The organism is Sporosarcina aquimarina (assembly GCF_023715615.1).
Taxonomy (GTDB): Bacteria; Bacillota; Bacilli; order Bacillales_A; family Planococcaceae; genus Sporosarcina; species Sporosarcina aquimarina_A.
This window is the reverse complement of record NZ_JAMBOM010000001.1, coordinates 1,006,356-1,024,822: the sequence shown is the minus strand read 5'-3', so window position 1 is coordinate 1,024,822 and position 18,467 is coordinate 1,006,356. Positions and strand designations below refer to the sequence as shown.

Sequence of the window (18,467 nt, the reverse complement as noted above, 5' to 3'; positions counted from 1 at the left end):
TTCCCTTATTTTGCGTACTCAACCGACCGTGTTTCCCGAAGAACGGTAATTTTAATATGTCCTGGGTAATCCAACTCTTCTTCAATTCGTTTCCGAATGTCACGAGCAAGACGATGCGCCGTAATATCATCAATAATATCGGGGCGTACAATAATTCGAACTTCGCGACCTGCTTGAATCGCGAATGATTTCTCAACGCCTTCATAAGACTCGGAGATTTCCTCCAGTTTCTGGAGACGTCTAATGTAGTTTTCAAGTGTTTCACTCCGTGCACCTGGTCGCGCTGCTGATAGCGCATCTGCTGCTGCGACAAGTACTGCAATAACGGATGTCGCTTCTTCGTCACCATGGTGAGAAGCGATACTGTTAATGACAACAGGATGTTCCTTGTACTTAACTGCAAGTTCCTTACCAATTTGCACGTGGCTACCTTCAACTTCATGGTCAATCGCTTTTCCGATATCATGAAGCAAACCTGCACGTCGAGCCAATGTAACATCTTCGCCAAGTTCTGCTGCCAATAAACCTGCAAGATAAGCAACTTCAGTAGAGTGTTTCAATACATTTTGACCATAACTAGTACGGAATTTCAAGCGACCTAAAATCTTAATAAGGTCAGGATGTAAATTATGAACACCAATGTCGAAAGTAGTTTGCTCTCCTGTTTCCCGGATCAGCTCATCAACTTCTCGTCTAGCCTTGTCCACCATCTCTTCAATTCGAGCAGGGTGAATTCTTCCATCTGCTACAAGTTTTTCGAGTGCCAGTCTTGCAATCTCACGTCGGACTGGATCAAAACCAGAAAGAATAACAGCTTCAGGTGTATCATCAATGATAAGATCAATTCCAGTTAACGTTTCGAGTGTACGGATATTCCGTCCCTCTCTACCAATAATGCGTCCTTTCATTTCATCATTTGGCAAGTTGACGACAGATACTGTCGTTTCAGCCACATGATCTGCTGCAAATCGCTGGACAGCAAGAGATAGAATTTCTCGGGCTTTCTTTTCGGATTCTTCTTTAGCACGTTGTTCGGACTCTTTTGTCATCACTGCGATATCTGTAGATAGTTCTCTTTCTACATCATCAAGGATTAGACGTTTTGCCTCATCACGTGTCAAAGCTGAAATTTTCTCGAGCTCTGTCTGCTGCGTGGCAACCAGTTCTTCCGCCTTGCGTTCCATCTCTTCAATATGCTGTTGTCTGCCGGATAGCGCATCATCCTTGCGCTCCAGACTTGCTTCCCGCTTGTTGAGTGAGTCATCTTTGCGGTCCATATTTTCTTCCCGCTGCAAAAGACGGTTTTCCTGCTTCTGAAGTTCTGTTCTTCGTTCGCGGATATCCGTTTCTGCCTCAACTCGCAATTTGTGATTTTCATCCTTCGCTTCAAGAAGTGCTTCTTTTTTTAATGCCTCCGCTTCGCGCTTCGCCTCTTCAACGATTGTTGCGGCGGAGTGCTTTGCACCTGTCACTTTTGATTCATTCACGTTTTTGTTGTACACAAACATAACAACTGCACCGACGATGAGACCGATCAAAGCGGAGATGATGATAGTACCCATTCAGGTCACCTCCTCTTGCTTATTTTTTCATTTTCAGTCAGCTTGTACATCAACTTTCAACATACCGCCAAATTCTTTTCAAATGGTGAGAATTATACAACTCTAATTGTATCGATGTCATATTCCCATGTCAAGACGGGAGAAGTGATAAGACTATGATTCTACAATGATGAGTTGTAGTTCGGTTAATGAAAAAGTTATTAAAAAAACCGGCACTCCCTCCTAAAGGGAAGCCGGCTTAGAACTGTATAGTAATGTGTTATTCTTTTTCGTCAAATAACTCTAATTCATCCTCATCTTCTGACTCATGAGCTGCAATTACATAATTATCACTAGTCAATCCATAACTACTACGGATTTTACCGGAGATTTCCGCACGGATTGCCGGATTTTCTTTTAAGAACTGTTTCGCATTTTCACGACCTTGTCCCATACGCTCGCCTTCATAGGAATACCATGCGCCGCTCTTTTGAACGACTTCTACTTCAACACCTAAGTCGACGATTTCGCCCTCTTTGGAAATTCCTTCTCCATACATAATATCTACTTCAGCGGTACGGAACGGCGGTGCTACTTTGTTCTTCACCACGCGAATTCTAGTTTTATTACCCATGATTTCGTTGCCGTGTTTAATGGCTTCTCCACGTCGAACTTCAAGTCGAACAGATGCATAGAATTTAAGTGCGCGTCCACCTGGAGTGACTTCAGGGTTACCGAACATAACTCCGACTTTTTCTCGAATCTGGTTGATGAAGACAGCAATCGTTTTCGATTTGTTAATAGCACCGGAAAGTTTACGTAAAGCTTGAGACATCAGACGTGCTTGCAGACCTACGTGTGAGTCTCCCATTTCTCCTTCAATTTCTGCTTTAGGTACTAGGGCAGCTACCGAGTCAATAACAACGATATCGACTGCACCACTTCTTACAAGTGCTTCAGCGATTTCTAGTGCTTGCTCTCCTGTATCCGGTTGTGATAATAGGAGCTCATCGATGTCCACTCCTAGTTTTTGTGCATAGACAGGATCAAGTGCATGTTCCGCGTCGATAAAAGCAGCTGTTCCTCCTGAAGCTTGAACTTCTGCAATTGCATGAAGTGAAACGGTTGTTTTACCCGAACTCTCAGGTCCGTAGATTTCAATTACGCGTCCTCTCGGATAACCGCCAACTCCAAGTGCTGAGTCAAGTGCTAGTGAACCAGTAGACGATGTTGAAATTTCTCTATCCGTCTTCTCACCAAGTTTCATGACAGAGCCTTTTCCAAACTGTTTTTCTATTTGTTTAAGTGCTTGATCTAAAGCCGCTTTACGTTCGCTCAAAAATAATTCCTCCTTCAAGGTGTTTTCTATCTGTCTCTACTATACTCCTATTGAGAAAAATAAACAAGAAAAAAGCGAACGAGTATTCGACTTTTTATTAGAGTTTCTCATTTTAATTGAGAATTCGAAGTGTTTTTGAATTTTAATTGAGAATTCGAGTGAAAATCGAAAGTTAGGTCATTTCAGATTCCAGCTCGCGAATTAAATAATATAGGGCAAAGTTCGCTGCGCGCAAACGATTTGTATTTCGAGAACCTGATAGTCTGAGTTTGTAGGATTTTATTTTCTCTTTGTATGAAAGACCAATCCAAACCGTTCCAGCAGGTTGTCCATCATGTATGTCGGGTCCTGCAGCTCCTGTTAACCCGATTCCAATATCCGTTTGGAACTTGTCACGGATTCTCTCTGCTAACGCTTCAGCACATTCAGCACTGACAGTTCCGTACGTTTCAATAAGTTGTGAATCGACCCCAAGCTGCTTTGTTTTTGCTTCTACATTATAAACAGTCATGCCACCTTTTAAGGACGCACTGATACCTGGTTCTTCTGCGAGTAATGCTGTGAAGAGTCCGGCCGTTAAACTTTCTGCAGCGGAGATCGTAAGACCAGCCTCAATTAGTAAAGAAGCCGCTTTGGAAGAAAGTGTGTCGTCATCAGTGCCATAAATGAACTCGCCAACTTCGTCATGCAGTTGAGAGAGGACAGGTTCGATTAAATGGTGTGCCTCTTCTGCCGTTTTGGCTTTAGCAGTGATACGAAGTGTAACAGCGTTTTTTGAAGCTAGAGGAGCAATAGTTGGATTCGTTTGAGCTTCCAATAAGTCTTGAACTTTATATTCAAGTTCTGCTTCTCCGATACCAAAAAATTTCACGACAGTTGAAACAATTACTTCCTGGCTACCTGACAGTCGCTGTAAATATGGAATAGCTTCATCTCTAAACATGGGTTCCATTTCATGGGGAGGACCTGGTAAAAGCATATACGTTCTTTCATTAGCCGTAATTGCCATACCGGGTGCCATCCCAAATCGATTTTCCAACACAGCCGAATCTTTCAAGACGAGTGCTTGCTTTTTATTGTTTTCAGTCATTGGTCTGCCCGTACGCTCAAAGTACGCTTCAATCGATTGCAATGCCTGTCTGTTGGATTCTAGTTCAACTCCTACATGTCTTGCAATGGTCTCTTTTGTTAAATCGTCCTTAGTTGGCCCCAACCCACCTGAAAAGATAATCAGGTCCGCTCTACCTTCAGCGATTCGGATTGCTTCTACCAGCCGTTCTGGGTTATCTCCAACAACAGTCTGATAATGTACATCGACTCCAATATCCGCAAGTTGAGCAGACATGAATTTAGCATTTGTATTTGTTATTTGACCGAGCAATAACTCTGATCCAACTGCAATAATTTCTGCTCGCATGAACGATCTTCCCCTTTACATAGATTTCGTAAGAACGTGCTTATTCTTCATGAAGTAATCGAAGCCTGACCATATAGTAAAGAAGAGACAAATGTATAACATGATTGTGCCAAATGGAACGTGAATAGCTTCAAAGAAAATATTATTCAATAGTAATGATGAAATCGCTAAAATTTGAGTAACTGTTTTGATTTTCCCTAGCTGATTAGCAGCTACGACTTCTCCTTCGCCTGCTAGTAGAAGTCGTAATCCCGTAACAGCAAATTCACGACTAATAATAATTATGACGACCCATGAAGGTGCTAGTCCGAATTCTACTAATATGATAAATGCGGCAGAGACAAGCAATTTGTCTGCTAACGGATCCAAAAACTTTCCCATATTGGTAACTAAGTTGTTCTTCCGAGCAATGTATCCATCGAGCCAATCTGTTGCAGAAGCAAATATAAATATAAGACCGCCAATGAATTGTTCAATAGGTAAAGTAGTTCCGCCGATTGATAGTTGACCCATTCCAAAGTCAACTAGCATGAATACGATGAATACAGGAATCAGCAAGACGCGTGAAACTGTAATTTTATTAGGCAAGTTCATAGTGCAATGCACCCTCTTTTCGTTAGTTTTACTCTTTGAAAAGCCCTGCCTTCCAGCAGGGCTTAAAGAAAAAAGTCATCTTCGCAGATGACTATTTTTATTTTTTATATTCAATAATGATATTTTGAGTGACCGTATCATTTGGATAAGCTAGTGGCTGCCCATTTACAAGAATTTCTGTAAATTGTGTACGCCCTACACGAACTCTTGCAGATTGTTGGTCTGTTAGTTCAAGTTCCGCTTCTTCTCCATTTTTCATAACACGTGCACCTTGAGGTAGAAGTTCCTGACCGCTTTGGTTGGTAACTCCAATCCATGATTCTCCGCCATCTTTCACCTTGACGGATAACGTAAATGTATCCGTATTTTCTAGCGTAAAGGTCGTTGTCGGACCGTTTACAGCGCCTTGTGTAAGCGTCTGTTCAGGAGCTAGTTCTTCTTCCGGCTCCTCTTCAGGTTCAGTTGGCTTAGTTGCATCATCTTTAGATTCCGCATCTTTGCCACCCTCATCTTTTTTCTCATCTACTTTCGAATCTTCGGGTTTGTTTTTATCAACTGTAATCTCATCGGATTTCCCTACTTCAGGTTCCGGCGCATTTGCCTGGTGTTGATACAGAAAAATAACAACAGCAAGAATAACGATGATGAACAAGGCTGCTATAATTTTAGGTAGAACTTCATTCATTCTACCGGATTTCATAAAGCCTGGGTTTTGTGACAGCTGGGGAGCACTTCGTTGAATTTCCTCTTCTTTCATTTGCTCTGAGGATTCGTTCTCACGGTACAACGACAACATTTCTTGAGCATCAAGCCCAACTGCTTCAGCGTATTGCTTGATGAATGCCCGAACATAAAATGAACCTGGCATCATACTGTAGTCTTCGTTTTCAATTCCAGTCAAATACCGTTTCTGAATCTTAGTAATTGCTTGTAAGTCATCCAAAGTGTATCCTTTTGCTTTTCTCGCCTCTTTAAGGCGATCGCCTAAACCGGACAACTTTATCACCTGCCTGTTTTAAAAATTGAACATTCCAAAGCCGCCCGCGCCATCACGGCCAGAAATCATCCCATTATTTTGGATAACTTCATATGTAATCTCCTGTTCGGGTGTTGTACGCAGTTCGATAATGTAATCAAAATCTTCGATTGAATATTCCGAGTGTTGAACAAACATATCAGGATGCTCCACAACTTTTGTTGAAGGGAGACGCATCATTTCTCTAACTAACTGCATATGACGCTCATCTTCAGCTTTTCTCGTTACGATTCCGTCTAAAATGAAAATATTATCTTTTGAAAACTCATCACCCATTAAACTGTTGCGGACTGTCTGTTTTATCATCGTTGACGAAAGAAAAATCCACTTTTTGTTTGCACAGACACTTGCTGCGACAACAGACTCTGTTTTTCCAACCCGAGGCATTCCTCTAATTCCAACAAGCTTATGTCCCTCTGTCTTGAAGATTTCCGCCATAAAGTCCACTAAGACCCCTAATTCACTACGTAGGAATCGGAATGTTTTACGCTCATCCACTGTTCGCTGGATATATCGTCCGTGTCGAACTGCAAGAACGTCTCTTAGTTTCGGTTCTCTAATTTTACGGATTTCAATTTGTTCCATCGTCGATGCAATTAATTCAAACCGTCTGATTTGGTCATCATCTTCAGTCCGTACAAGCATACCGCGTGTATTCCCATCTACTCCGTTGATGGTGACAATGTTGACTCGGAGCATCCCTAGCAAAGTAGCAATATCCCCTAAGAGACCAGGGCGATTCACTTGTAATTTGTATTCCAGATACCACTCACCCAATGGAATCCCTCCTTCGTCTGTTCACCACTCATTGGATAGGACGTAAAAAACAACAGCTTAGTTCCTATAATAGCTGAATTAGTGCTTGAGTGAAAGCGAAAAACTAAAACAAGGATCTCCAGTTGTCCACGAACTGGTCAGATATACCAGCCGCCATTCAACTTCAGGATCTCCCCAGTCATATAATCGGCTTTGCCACTCGTTAAAAAGCAGACGAGATCAGCTACCTCAGCAGGTCTCCCTGGAACCATAAGTGGAATTTCTTCCATAACCATTTGTCTTTCATCTTCAGGGATTTCTCCATTCATCCGTGTTTCAATCCATCCAGGAGCAATACCATTCACACGAATCCCACCATATGCAGCTTCTTTGGCATAGGCTTTCACAAACGCATGCTGCGCACCTTTAACACTCGAATACATCACTTCACCCGCAGCTCCTGTGTTTCCCCATATAGAACCGATAAACACAACATAGGAAGATGCATAGGACCGTAAACCAGCAGAAAGTAAACTAATCATGCGAACTGGGTTTTGGACATGAACACGCCATAGAGATTCCATCTCATCTTCTGTTGTTTCTGTTAAGAGTTTTAGCATCGATTGTCCGTTTGCTACAATAACAGCTCGGACATCCGTCAGCTGAGAAGCTAGCCGTTCGGCAGCTCCTAGCTGACAAAAATCCGATTGAACACATTTAAAATCACCTGAAGGATACTTCTCACTGAGTTCTTCTTGCATCTTGTTAACGATCTGTTCCCCGTTGTTGTAATGCATATACAAAGACCAGCCCTCTGTCGCTAACCTTTTGCAGATGGCTTCTCCTATCCCTCCAGAAGCACCGAGGACAAGAGCATAGTTTTTCAAACTCACTTCGATTGCTCCATTGGATAGATTGTCATGATGGTTTGACCGTCTTCATAATATAGATCATCAAATGCTGTTTTCAGTTGCTCTGTTGTGAGACCTTCTAACACCGGAACGACATCGAACAAATTCATCTCATTAAAATTGTAATGTGTGAACTGGTTTGCTATATATTCTGGAGAATTCAAGGCTCTCATAAATAATCCAATTCGTTTCTTGCGAATTCGCTCAAGTTGCTCATCTGTAATGGACCAATTATTTTTCATATCGTCGAGAACTCTTTTTATCAATTTCTCAAGTTCTTCAGGCTTATCAGTATCAGACCCAATAGCCGCAAAGCCAAATCCATTTTCAAGATTGAATTCGTAAGAGAATGATTCATCAATTAAGCCCTCATTATAAGCTTGGGTGAAGAAGTCAGAAGATCTGCCGAACAATATATCCAGCGTCACATCAGATGCCAATTCTCTGATTAACATATCTTTTCCAGACATATCTGTTTTGCGGCATTTTGTTCCAACCATCAATTTAGGTTTAGAGACGTCCATATACAGCTCACTTCTTTTTTTCGCAACATGATCTGGTTCGTCTGGGAAACTGCGAACAACAGGTTCTGGTGCTTCAAATGACTTCGCAAGCTGATCTTGTTCTACAAACTTCAGCATTTCTTCAGGATTTACGTTACCGACAGCAAAGAACACCATGTTGGAAGGGTGGTAAAACGTTTCATAACACTCATACAAATGCTCTGCAGTAATGTCTTGAATTGTTTCCACGGTACCCGCAATGTCAATGCGAACCGGATGGTTTTCAAACAAATTTTCTATGGTACCAAAATATTGACGCCAATCCGCCTGATCGTCATACATCGTAATCTCTTGAGCAATAATCCCTTTTTCTTTCTCCACTGTTTTTTCAGTGAAATAAGGTTGTTGAACAAAATCGAGTAGCGTTTTTGTATTTTCATATAGCTCAGAAGTGGATGAAAACAAATACGATGTCCGAGTAAACGAAGTAAATGCATTTGCTGCCGCCGCGTTTTCGCTGAACTGTTGAAAAACATCCCCCTCTTCCTTCTCAAACATCTTATGCTCTAGGAAGTGTGCAATCCCGTCAGGTACCGTTACCAGTTCCTTCCCACCACGGGGTATGAATGTCCGATCCACCGAGCCGTACTTTGTTGTAAACGTTACATATGTTTTGGAAAAGCCTTCTTTCGGGAGGACATAGACGTTGAGTCCATTTTCAAGTTTCTGATGATACAGTGTTTCTTGTAGTTGTTCAAAGTGAATTTTATTCATGATCCATTGCCTCCCTTCCTGAAAGAAGATATGTGATTTCCTTCGTTAATAATGCGGCCATCTCCTGAACATCCTCTTTCGTTACACGCTCCCATTTTTCAATGAGCTTATCCGATGAAAAGTTTTCATCCAATAACTTATATTGGTCGTAAATTTCAATCTGCCCCTTCGCAGAATCGAATGAACTACGAATGCTATTTGACAAAAGTGCTAACGTCTGTCGCATTTCCAAGTCAGAAATGTCGCCATTTCGGAGTGCTTCTATTTGTTGGTCGATGAGCGCTGCTGTTTTCTCTTCCTGTTCAGCATCAATTCCAGACATGATATAGAGCAATCCGTAATGAGAGGCATACGAGCTCGAACAGTAATAAGCGAGGCTCTCTTTTTCACGTACATTGATAAACAACTTACTATGCGCAAATCCGCCTAATACACCATTCATCATTTGCATTTTCGGATAATCTGGATGCTTAAAACCGACTGGCGTACTGAAAGCAATGTTCAGTTTACCTTGCTTCATCTCCTGTCTTTCACGGATATGTTTTGCAGTAATAGCTCCTTCACTCTTTGTCGATGCTGTTACAGGTACAGATTTACGTGCTTCCTTCATGAAAGGGAATAATGTCTTTGCATGATCTGTCAGCTGATCCGTATCAACATCTCCAAGAATATAGATATCAATTGTATCCTCGCTCAACATCTGATCGTACGTTGTTTTTAGTGACTCCTTCGTAATAGCAGAGACCGCTTTTTCCGTTCCCGAAGCGGATAGTGAAGCTGGTTGCCCCGAGCGAATCAGTTCAAGCATCCTCTTATTCGCAAAACGGGTTTTATCATTATAAATGGATCCGATTCGGTCTATAACCGTTTGTTTCTCTCTCTCTACAGTGGCTTCGTCAAAAAAGCCATCTGTCAAATTCGGCTTAAACAAGCACTCTGTAACAAGTGTTAAAAGTTGCTCAAAAACAGGCACCTCAGGATTACGTAAATACTCTTCGTTTACGCTCTCGGCATAAATTGTAAAGATATGCTCATTCCCTCTTTTACTTGTGTCTGTATAGTACACAGCACCGTATAACTCTTCCAAAGCTTGTCGTAACTTTGTGCGGGTTGGATAATGTGCAGATGAATCCTCTAGCACATTGGCAAGTACCGTACGTGCCGCTGCATTTTCTTCTGTCAATGGTGCTGTAAACTTAATGGCTACACTCACGGTTTTAAACTGTGTAGTCTGACGTGTATACAAATTCACGCCAGATTGAAGTTCAGATTTATGGAACATGCAAAAAACACCTCAATCTTTAGGATAAGTAGATGGCGATAAACTCACGCAAATCACGTGTTCAAGTAGTATGCTTCTTTCCAACTTCACTATACATTTCCAAACGTTCTCATACAAGTGAATGGGTTCAACAAAAAACTGCCCGAAGTGTCCTTGGTTGGACATTCCGAGCAGTAACTGATTATCGAGATCCTTTGATGTAAGGATCTCCGAGGGCTTTTGGTCCATTCGCTTTTCCGATAAAGCCAGCAAGCGCAATAATCGTAAGCGCATAAGGCAAAATATACAAAAATACTGAAGGGACGTTTTGCATAAATGGTATTCCAGAGGAACTGATTGCGAGAGCTTGAGCAAAGCCGAAGAATAACGCTGCTCCCATCGCTCCAATTGGATGCCACTTTCCGAAGATCATCGCTGCTAGTGCCATGAACCCTTGACCATTAATAGTTGCATGGCCAAAATCATTCGTCATGGTTTGTGCATAGACAGCTCCACCCATACCAGCAAGACCACCAGAAATGATAACTGCAATATAACGAATCCGATTGACTTTAATCCCCATCGTATCCGCAGCCATCGGATGCTCCCCTACAGAACGAAGACGCAATCCGAATGGAGTCTTAAAGATGATAAACCAGGCAAGGATTGCAATCGCAACCGCTAAAATAGAGGATCCATAAACCGACTTAAAGAACATTGGCCCAATTACCGGGATGTCTTGTAAAAAGGGAATATTAAACCGCGGAATTTTCTCCTGAATAAAGTCGGTTTGTCCTTTCCCATAAATCATTTTTACTGAAAACAAAGCAATTGCAATACCTAGCAAGTTAATGGCAACACCCGAAACGACCTGATCGGCACGAAACGAAATCGATGCAACTGCGTGCATCAGTGAGAAGATTGCCGAAACGAGCATCGCCACTAGAATCGAAACCCATGGCGTCCAATCACCGAATGTATCTACAAAAAATAAGTTGAATACGATTCCTACGAACGCACCCATCACCATAAGTCCTTCTAGTCCAATGTTTATGACACCTGAGCGTTCAGAGAACACACCGCCAATTGCGGTGAAAATCAGAGGCGCAGCGTAAGCAATCGATATTGGAACGATGAAATATAGTATATCGAGAAAGCCACTCATTTTACTTCGCCTCCTTATTCTTACCAATACGCTGTAAACCAACGCGGATGATATAGCCACATGCTACAAAGAAAATAATTAACGCAATGACAATTGACACAATTTCAATTGGTATATTAGCAGCATTCGGCATATTGTTTGCTCCATATTTAAGCGATCCAAACAAACTCGCTCCGAAAACTACACCGAGTGGAGTATTTGCACCTAACAAAGCAACGGCGATTCCATCAAAACCGATTCCTGTAAATCCAGCCCGTGTAGACATGTTACCAAAAGTTCCAAGTGCCTCCATTGCGCCACCGAGACCTGCGAAGGCTCCTGAAATGACCATTGCCATTACAATATTCTTCTTAACACTCATACCTGCATATTGTGCAGCATTTTCATTGAATCCAACAGATTTCAACTCGTACCCAAGCTTCATTCTTTCCAGGATGAACCACATGATGAATACCATAAAGAGCGCAACAAAGATTCCGTAATGCAACGTTGAAAAATCTGTTAGCTCTGATAAGAAATCCGATCGCAGTGATGCAGTATCTTGGATTTTATCCGTTTTAAATCCACCTTTAGCCACCACTTTAATGAGCGCATTCACAAGGTGTAATGCAATATAGTTCATCATAATCGTGACAATTACTTCATGAACTTTCAACGTCGCTTTCAACAAGCCCGGAATTAGCCCCCAAATTGCTCCTGCCGCTGCCGCTGCAAGTAGTGCTAGCGGCAAGTGAATGATTTTTGGTAATTCGAACGCCATACCTACGTATGCCGCTGCAAACCAACCTACAATCAGCTGACCTTCAACTCCGATATTGAATAGACCTGTTCGGAAGGCAAATGCAACCGCTAGTCCAGCAAGGATATATGGACTGATTTGACGAATGGTTTCTCCAATCGCATAAGAATCTCCAAATATACCGTTCCAAAGTGCAATATAACCCGCAATTGGATCGTAGCCACTCACAAGCATGACAACCGCTCCAACTAACAATCCGAGGATAATTGAAATCACAGGAACGAGCACATTTATTAATCGATTAGACATGGTCGTCATCACCTTCTTTCAATACAGCACCGTCACTGCCTTCAACAATTTCACTTTTGCTATGCCCTGCCATGAACAAACCTAGTTCTTGTTCACTCGTTTCGGCAGGAATTACTGTGTCAACGATCGCGCCATCATAAATAACGGCTATCTGATCGGATACGTTCATTACTTCATCTAGCTCGAACGAAATCAAGAGAACCGCTTTGCCCTGATCACGCTGTTCAATGAGACGTTTGTGAATAAACTCAATAGCACCGACATCAAGACCTCGGGTAGGAAGTGCTGCAATCAGTAAGTCAGGGTTCCGGTCCACTTCTCGACCGATAATCAGCTTCTGTTGGTTCCCCCCAGAAAGGGCGCGAGCAAGTTCATGTTCACCTTGAGTTCGAACATCAAAGTCCGCAATTAGTTTGTTCGCATGTTTCGTTACTTCCTTGTAGTTCATAAGACCATTCGAAGAAAATGGCTTTTGATAATAGGACTGAAGCGCCGAGTTGTAACCAACACTAAAATCTAGGACTAGTCCATGTTTGTGACGATCTTGCGGAATATGTCCTAGACCATTTTCAGTAATTTGTCTCGGTTTTTTATTTGTAACGTCCTTGTCACCCATAATAATTTTACCAGACTTCACTTTGCGCAATCCTGTAATTGCTTCAATTAATTCGGACTGACCATTGCCATCAATTCCAGCGAGACCAACAATTTCACCGCGACGGACAGATAGGTTTAGTTTTTTTACTTTTTCAATTCCCCGATAATCTGTTACGACAAGGTTTTCAATCTTCAATATTTCTTCAGTAGGATGGGATGGTCCTTTTTCAGTTTTAAAGGTTACTTGGCGCCCAACCATAAGTGTAGCAAGTTCTTCAGGGTTCGTTTCAGCTGTAGTAACCGTTCCAATTCCTTCCCCTTTACGAATAACAGTTACACGATCAGAAACTGACATAATCTCTTGTAGTTTGTGAGTGATAAGAATAATTGACTTTCCTTCTTCTATCAATTTGTTCATAATTCTGATTAATTCTTCTATTTCCTGTGGTGTTAAGGATGCTGTTGGCTCATCAAAAATTAGTATTTCGGCTCCCCGATAAAGTGTTTTTAGAATTTCCACACGTTGTTGCATTCCGACAGAAATGTCTTCAATCTTCGCATAAGGGTCAACATCCAACCCATATAGCTTGGAAATTTCCGCTACTTTTTTCGCAGAGTCCTTGATGTTAAGCGTGCCCATTTTAGTAGGTTCGCTACCTAGGATAATATTTTCAGTAACTGTCAAATTTTCAACAAGCATAAAGTGTTGATGAACCATTCCAATTCCTAAATCGTTTGCTACGTTTGGATCTGTGATGTCGACTTTTTTGCCTTTGACTCTAATCTCTCCGCCATCTGGCTGATATAGACCGAATAATACATTCATCAATGTTGACTTACCTGCACCATTCTCGCCGAGAAGGGCATGAATCTCGCCTTTTTCCAACTGGAGAGTAATATTGTTATTCGCATAGAAAGTGCCGAACTTCTTTTTAATATTCAGCATCTCGATGACGTATTCCACTGATCTCACTTCCTTGCTTATAGTTTCTACTAGTTTAACTTGTTAAATTAACACAATAAAAGATTCCAAATAGAACCTTTTAGTCTGGCAATTTAGGAATTTCTAATTTTGACTATGTATACAAAAACAACGAAGGCCGGTATGAACCGGCCCCCATTCTCTCATTGAGAGTCCTCTTACTTTTCACCTGGAACTTCGATTTCACCTTCGGAAATCTTTTTGTCATACTCTTCGATTTGAGCAAGTACATCTTCAGGAATCGCACCGCGTGAATCTGCAAGAGCTACACCCTCATCATGCAAACCGTAAACTTTTGTTTCTCCGCCAGGGAATTTCCCTTCCTTAGAAAGCTTCGCGATATCGTTTACAGCGTTGTCAACACGCTTCAACATTGAAGTCAGTGTTACGTTATCGTCTCCAACTTGACCTTCGTCGTACTGGTCAGAGTCAACTCCGATTACCCATACATATGCATCTTTGTCTGCTGATTTACGTTCTTTAGCTTCACTGAATACACCGTTACCACTACCACCAGCTGCGTGGAAGATAATATCTACGCCTGATGAATACATACGGTTAGCTGCTGCTTTACCAAGTTCTGCTTTATCAAATGCACCTGTGTATTGAACGTCTACTTTAAGATCTGGCTTAACGGCTTTAACACCGGCAAGGAAACCAACTTCAAAACGTTCAATTACTGGAATTTCCATACCGCCAACAAAACCGATTTTATCGGATTTAGTCATTAGAGCTGCAGCAACACCTGCAAGGTAAGCTCCCTCTTGTTCTTTAAAGAGCACACTTGCTACGTTTGGCTGTTCAACAACGCCATCAATGATAGCAAACTCAGTATCTTTTTGTTGTTGAGCAATTGTATCAATTGCATCTTCCATAAGGAATCCAACACCAAAGATCAAGTTGAAATCACGTCGAGCGAGCGCATTAAGATTTGTTGTGTAGTCTGCATCACTTTGTGATTGCAAGTAGTCAAATCCTCCGTCGCCTTTTTTCAAACTGTTTTCTGAACCAAAGTCCTGAATACCTTTCCAAGCGGATTGGTTGAACGATTTGTCGTCAATACCGCCGACATCCGTTACCATTCCTAGAGAAAATTCAGATGTATTACCTCCATCAGAAGATGAACCTTTGTCACTTCCGTTGCCTTCTTCTTTGTCTGAACCACAAGCTCCCAAAACCGTACCTGCAGCAAGTACAAGGGACAGTGCAAGACCAAATCTGCGTTTACTCATTTTGTGACCTCCCTATTTATATGTTGGTATGATTATGGCGAATTCGCCTTATACCCGTTTACGTACTACGTGGAAGCTAAATTTGTCCGCGCGAAAATAGTTCTTAGAGAACAGGACCATTTCACCAGTTTCCGTGTAGTGTTTTTGTAGCAATACAAGCAATGGAACATCGACACCACACCTCAGTATGGATGATGCTTCATGATCGTATCCTACAGGTTCAATATGCGCAATCGCTTGGGTAATATGAATTTTCCCATCTTTTTCCAGCGCATCAAAAATTGAATTCTTCATAAGAGCAGTTGCTTCCGTCTGAAGATTCTTTGCGTTTACTTGGTCTACACAGTAAACAACGGGTTCACCGTCTGCCGTTCGAACTCTCTTAATAGTAACAATGGACTCCTTGTGGTTGCAACTGAACTTTTCAATATTCTCTTCCGTTGCAAGCGCTTCTGAAACTTCAAGAAATATCGTTCCCGGCTCCATACCTGCATCCCGAATCATTGAAGAAACACTTGATAGTTCTTCGATTCCTGAAGAGAACAATGGACGCGCTTTCAAAAATGTCCCCACTCCGTGTTTTCGAACGATTATTTTCTCTTCTTCTAATACACGAAGTGCTTCCCGCAATGTCGCCCGACTTACGCCTAACGTCCTAGCCAGTTCAAACTCCGAAGGGAATTTTTCATTTTCTTTAAACACGCCGGCTTCAATGTCCTGCTTAATATGCTCGATGACTTGGACATATAAATGTCTTTGATCTGCCTTAATCATCAACCCATCTCCCTCCGGCCGAGGTCAGACCTCTGATGTTTAACGTCGTTCTATTCACCCATACTATAACATTTAACGACGAGAAAATAAACATCGTTTCAAAAAAATTATTTTCCTCAATTACTTATTGTTCTAAATCTGACAAATTCCTGTGTTACATGTCTGTTGAATCTTTCCCTACCAATACTTGTCTCGGTTTACTTCCTTCTGGAGGTCCTACGACTCCACGCATTTCCATTTGATCGACAATTCGTGCTGCTCTTGAATACCCTACACGAAAACGTCTTTGCAATAGGGAGACTGAGGCAGTTTGCATCTCTACGACCAATTGGACCGCCTCTTCATAAAGCTCATCCGTCTCGTCATACTGGTGGACTTCTTCTATTTCTGTCGGTATCATTTCTTCCTGGTATTGTGCTTTTTGTTGTTGTATGACAAAGTCTACAACTGATTCTACTTCACGATCTGAAACAAACGCACCTTGCACCCGTGTTGGCTTGGAAGCACCTGCTGGTAAGAAGAGCATATCTCCTCTTCCAAGTAGCTTTTCTGCGCCGCCACTATCCAGAATCGTTCGGGAATCGACTGCTGAAGAGACAGCAAATGCAATTCTGGAAGGAATATTCGCCTTAATAATTCCGGTGATGACATCTACACTTGGTCGCTGTGTTGCGATAATCAAATGGATTCCTGCAGCTCTGGCCATTTGAGCAAGTCGTGTAATTGCATCTTCCACTTCGTTGGATGCGACCATCATCAAATCCGCTAGCTCGTCCACGATGACTACGATATAAGGCATTTTCGGGTGTTTTTCATCATTTTCTTCATTCCAAGTGTCTATGTGTGTATTATATCCCTCGATATTACGCGTGCCTGTATGGGAAAACAGCTCATAACGTCTTTCCATTTCAGATACGACTTTCTTCAATGCTTGTGCCGCTTTCCTTGGATCTGTAACGACTGGCGCCAATAAATGAGGAATTCCATTGTAGACATTCAATTCGACCATCTTAGGGTCAATCATCATCATCTTCACTTCATGTGGCTTAGCTCTCATAATAATGCTTATTATGATTCCATTTACACAGACACTCTTACCACTACCCGTGGCTCCAGCAATCAGCACATGAGGCATTTTGTTTAACTCCGAGAGCATTGCTTCTCCTGTCACATCTCGACCTAATGCAATAAGAAGCTTCGAATCAGGGCGGTTATTCTGTTTCGCTTCTAGCACTTCACGCAAACTCACTACCGCAACCGCGGTATTAGGGACTTCAATTCCTACAGCGGATTTCCCTGGAATTGGCGCTTCAATCCGAATTCCACTCGCTGCAAGTGCAAGTGCGATGTCATCTGCCAAACTGACAATTCGGCTTACTTTCACACCGGTATCGGGCAGCACTTCATACTTGGTTACTGCAGGACCTAGATGGACTTGAGTTACACGAGCTTTCACGCCGAAACTGTGAAATGTCCGTTCCAGTTTTTGTGCGTTTGCTTGAATTGCGTTGTATTCCCCTGACTGGTCATTTTCAGGGGGTTGTTTTAATAGATTAAACGATGGCAACTGATACGATTCGTTCTCTTTTTCTCCTGAGACACCTTGATAAGGATCTCTGGATGCTTCAGTTACATCGAGTTCTTTTTCATATATTGGACTTGCAGGTTCCGTCTCTTTTTGAGTCGGTACGGCTGCTTCATCATTGCGTTCATTAAATGCTGATATGATCGGCTGTACATAGGGTTCTTCTTCCTCAGGCTTCGCTATTGCATCGACTGTAGTTTCCTTTACTTGAGCAGGCTCCTTCTGATGCTTGCTCGAACGTGTTGTCCGTATTGGTTTTGACTTTTTTTCTGGGGCAACTTTAGGTGCAGGACGGAAACTAATCTCTTTAAGCTTATTTTTGACAGTTGAAAATGCAGCAGGAAACCACTCAGCAAGATATGGTGCGAGTGCTTTACCAGATACGAGAATCAGTCCTGTCAATAAAAGCAATATTCCAGCGACAGCTGCACCTGCAGCATCGAAGAGTGAATAGAACATCGCAAAAAGGACGGCCCCGATCATGCCGCCGCCAAGTGTTCCACTTCTAGTACTAATCCCTCCGTTTGAGATAAGTACTTTCCACGTTTCCTTTAAAGCAGAATCCGACATAAGAACACGACTAGCGGACAGTTCCTTGAACAAAAGGATGTGGCTGAATAGGAGCAGGCTTGCTAGTATGCAAAGACTTCCACCGACAATTCGATTTTTCCATCCAAGCTCTCCACGTTTTATCATAAATAATAGTGCTTGAACTATTAGGATAAACGGTAAAGCTACATGCCAATTACCGAATAAGAATCTTCCAAATGAACCCAAACCTCTTCCAACAATACCAAATTCAAATATCATAATAACGGCAAGTGCGAGCATTGTTAATCCGATTACTTCAAACAAAAGCGGATTTAAGGTTGATTTCCCTTTTTTCTTACTAGCTGCTCTTTTCTTTTTCTTTTTTGAAACTTTCTTAGACATGCTGTACCTCCTTTTTGCG

At 42.0% G+C, this 18,467-nt stretch carries 15 protein-coding genes; all 15 read right to left on the bottom strand.

The window, feature by feature from the left end; translation table 11 throughout:
• Nucleotides 1-5 precede the first annotated feature (5 nt).
• The 15 genes from rny to M3197_RS04655 all read right to left on the bottom strand — a co-directional run bounded on the left by rny (nt 6) and on the right by M3197_RS04655 (nt 18,448).
• On the bottom strand, nt 6-1,562 hold the full coding sequence (rny, locus tag M3197_RS04725; protein WP_251659116.1) for a ribonuclease Y: 1,557 nt from the start codon (nt 1,560-1,562) through the stop codon (nt 6-8).
• A gap of 259 nt (nt 1,563-1,821) precedes the next feature.
• Complete coding sequence (gene recA / locus M3197_RS04720; protein WP_025784981.1) at nt 1,822-2,880, bottom strand: recombinase RecA; 1,059 nt, start codon at nt 2,878-2,880, stop codon at nt 1,822-1,824.
• A 172-nt stretch (nt 2,881-3,052) separates the two neighbouring features.
• A complete protein-coding gene (locus tag M3197_RS04715; RefSeq protein WP_251659106.1) occupies nt 3,053-4,297 on the bottom strand; it encodes a competence/damage-inducible protein A in 1,245 nt (414 codons plus the stop codon).
• 15 nt (nt 4,298-4,312) lie between these two features.
• The gene (gene pgsA, locus M3197_RS04710; protein WP_251659103.1) at nt 4,313-4,891 is read right to left on the bottom strand and encodes a CDP-diacylglycerol--glycerol-3-phosphate 3-phosphatidyltransferase; all 579 of its coding nucleotides are present in this window, start codon (nt 4,889-4,891) and stop codon (nt 4,313-4,315) included.
• A 97-nt stretch (nt 4,892-4,988) separates the two neighbouring features.
• Nucleotides 4,989-5,888: a helix-turn-helix domain-containing protein gene (locus tag M3197_RS04705; protein ID WP_251659101.1), complete on the bottom strand. Its 900-nt coding sequence runs from the start codon at nt 5,886-5,888 to the stop codon at nt 4,989-4,991.
• Between the two features lie 18 nt (nt 5,889-5,906).
• On the bottom strand, nt 5,907-6,704 hold the full coding sequence (locus tag M3197_RS04700; RefSeq protein ID WP_025784984.1) for a DUF3388 domain-containing protein: 798 nt from the start codon (nt 6,702-6,704) through the stop codon (nt 5,907-5,909).
• Nucleotides 6,705-6,841: 137 nt separating this feature from the next.
• On the bottom strand, nt 6,842-7,570 hold the full coding sequence (gene ymfI / locus M3197_RS04695) for an elongation factor P 5-aminopentanone reductase (RefSeq protein ID WP_251659099.1): 729 nt from the start codon (nt 7,568-7,570) through the stop codon (nt 6,842-6,844).
• A 2-nt stretch (nt 7,571-7,572) separates the two neighbouring features.
• On the bottom strand, nt 7,573-8,871 hold the full coding sequence (gene yfmH, locus M3197_RS04690) for an EF-P 5-aminopentanol modification-associated protein YfmH (RefSeq protein ID WP_251659097.1): 1,299 nt from the start codon (nt 8,869-8,871) through the stop codon (nt 7,573-7,575).
• Nucleotides 8,864-10,153, bottom strand: coding sequence for an EF-P 5-aminopentanol modification-associated protein YfmF (gene yfmF / locus M3197_RS04685; protein WP_251659095.1), 1,290 nt, complete (start codon nt 10,151-10,153; stop codon nt 8,864-8,866). Before yfmF ends, yfmH begins: the two co-directional genes overlap by 8 nt.
• A gap of 181 nt (nt 10,154-10,334) precedes the next feature.
• Nucleotides 10,335-11,297, bottom strand: a complete 963-nt coding sequence (locus M3197_RS04680; RefSeq protein WP_251659093.1) for an ABC transporter permease — start codon at nt 11,295-11,297, stop codon at nt 10,335-10,337.
• Between the two features lies 1 nt (nt 11,298).
• Nucleotides 11,299-12,345 (bottom strand): ABC transporter permease, encoded by a 1,047-nt coding sequence (locus M3197_RS04675; protein ID WP_251659091.1) that lies wholly within the window; start codon nt 12,343-12,345, stop codon nt 11,299-11,301.
• The gene (locus tag M3197_RS04670; RefSeq protein ID WP_251659083.1) at nt 12,338-13,906 is read right to left on the bottom strand and encodes an ABC transporter ATP-binding protein; all 1,569 of its coding nucleotides are present in this window, start codon (nt 13,904-13,906) and stop codon (nt 12,338-12,340) included. The genes M3197_RS04675 and M3197_RS04670 overlap by 8 nt, the downstream gene beginning before the upstream one ends.
• Nucleotides 13,907-14,082: 176 nt before the next feature.
• Complete coding sequence (locus tag M3197_RS04665) at nt 14,083-15,156, bottom strand: BMP family lipoprotein (RefSeq protein ID WP_251659082.1); 1,074 nt, start codon at nt 15,154-15,156, stop codon at nt 14,083-14,085.
• Between the two features lie 48 nt (nt 15,157-15,204).
• Nucleotides 15,205-15,933, bottom strand: coding sequence for a GntR family transcriptional regulator (locus tag M3197_RS04660; protein WP_251659080.1), 729 nt, complete (start codon nt 15,931-15,933; stop codon nt 15,205-15,207).
• 151 nt (nt 15,934-16,084) lie between these two features.
• Entirely contained in the window at nt 16,085-18,448 is a 2,364-nt protein-coding gene (locus tag M3197_RS04655; RefSeq protein WP_251659078.1) for a DNA translocase FtsK, read from the bottom strand.
• Between the last annotated feature and the right edge of the window lie 19 nt (nt 18,449-18,467).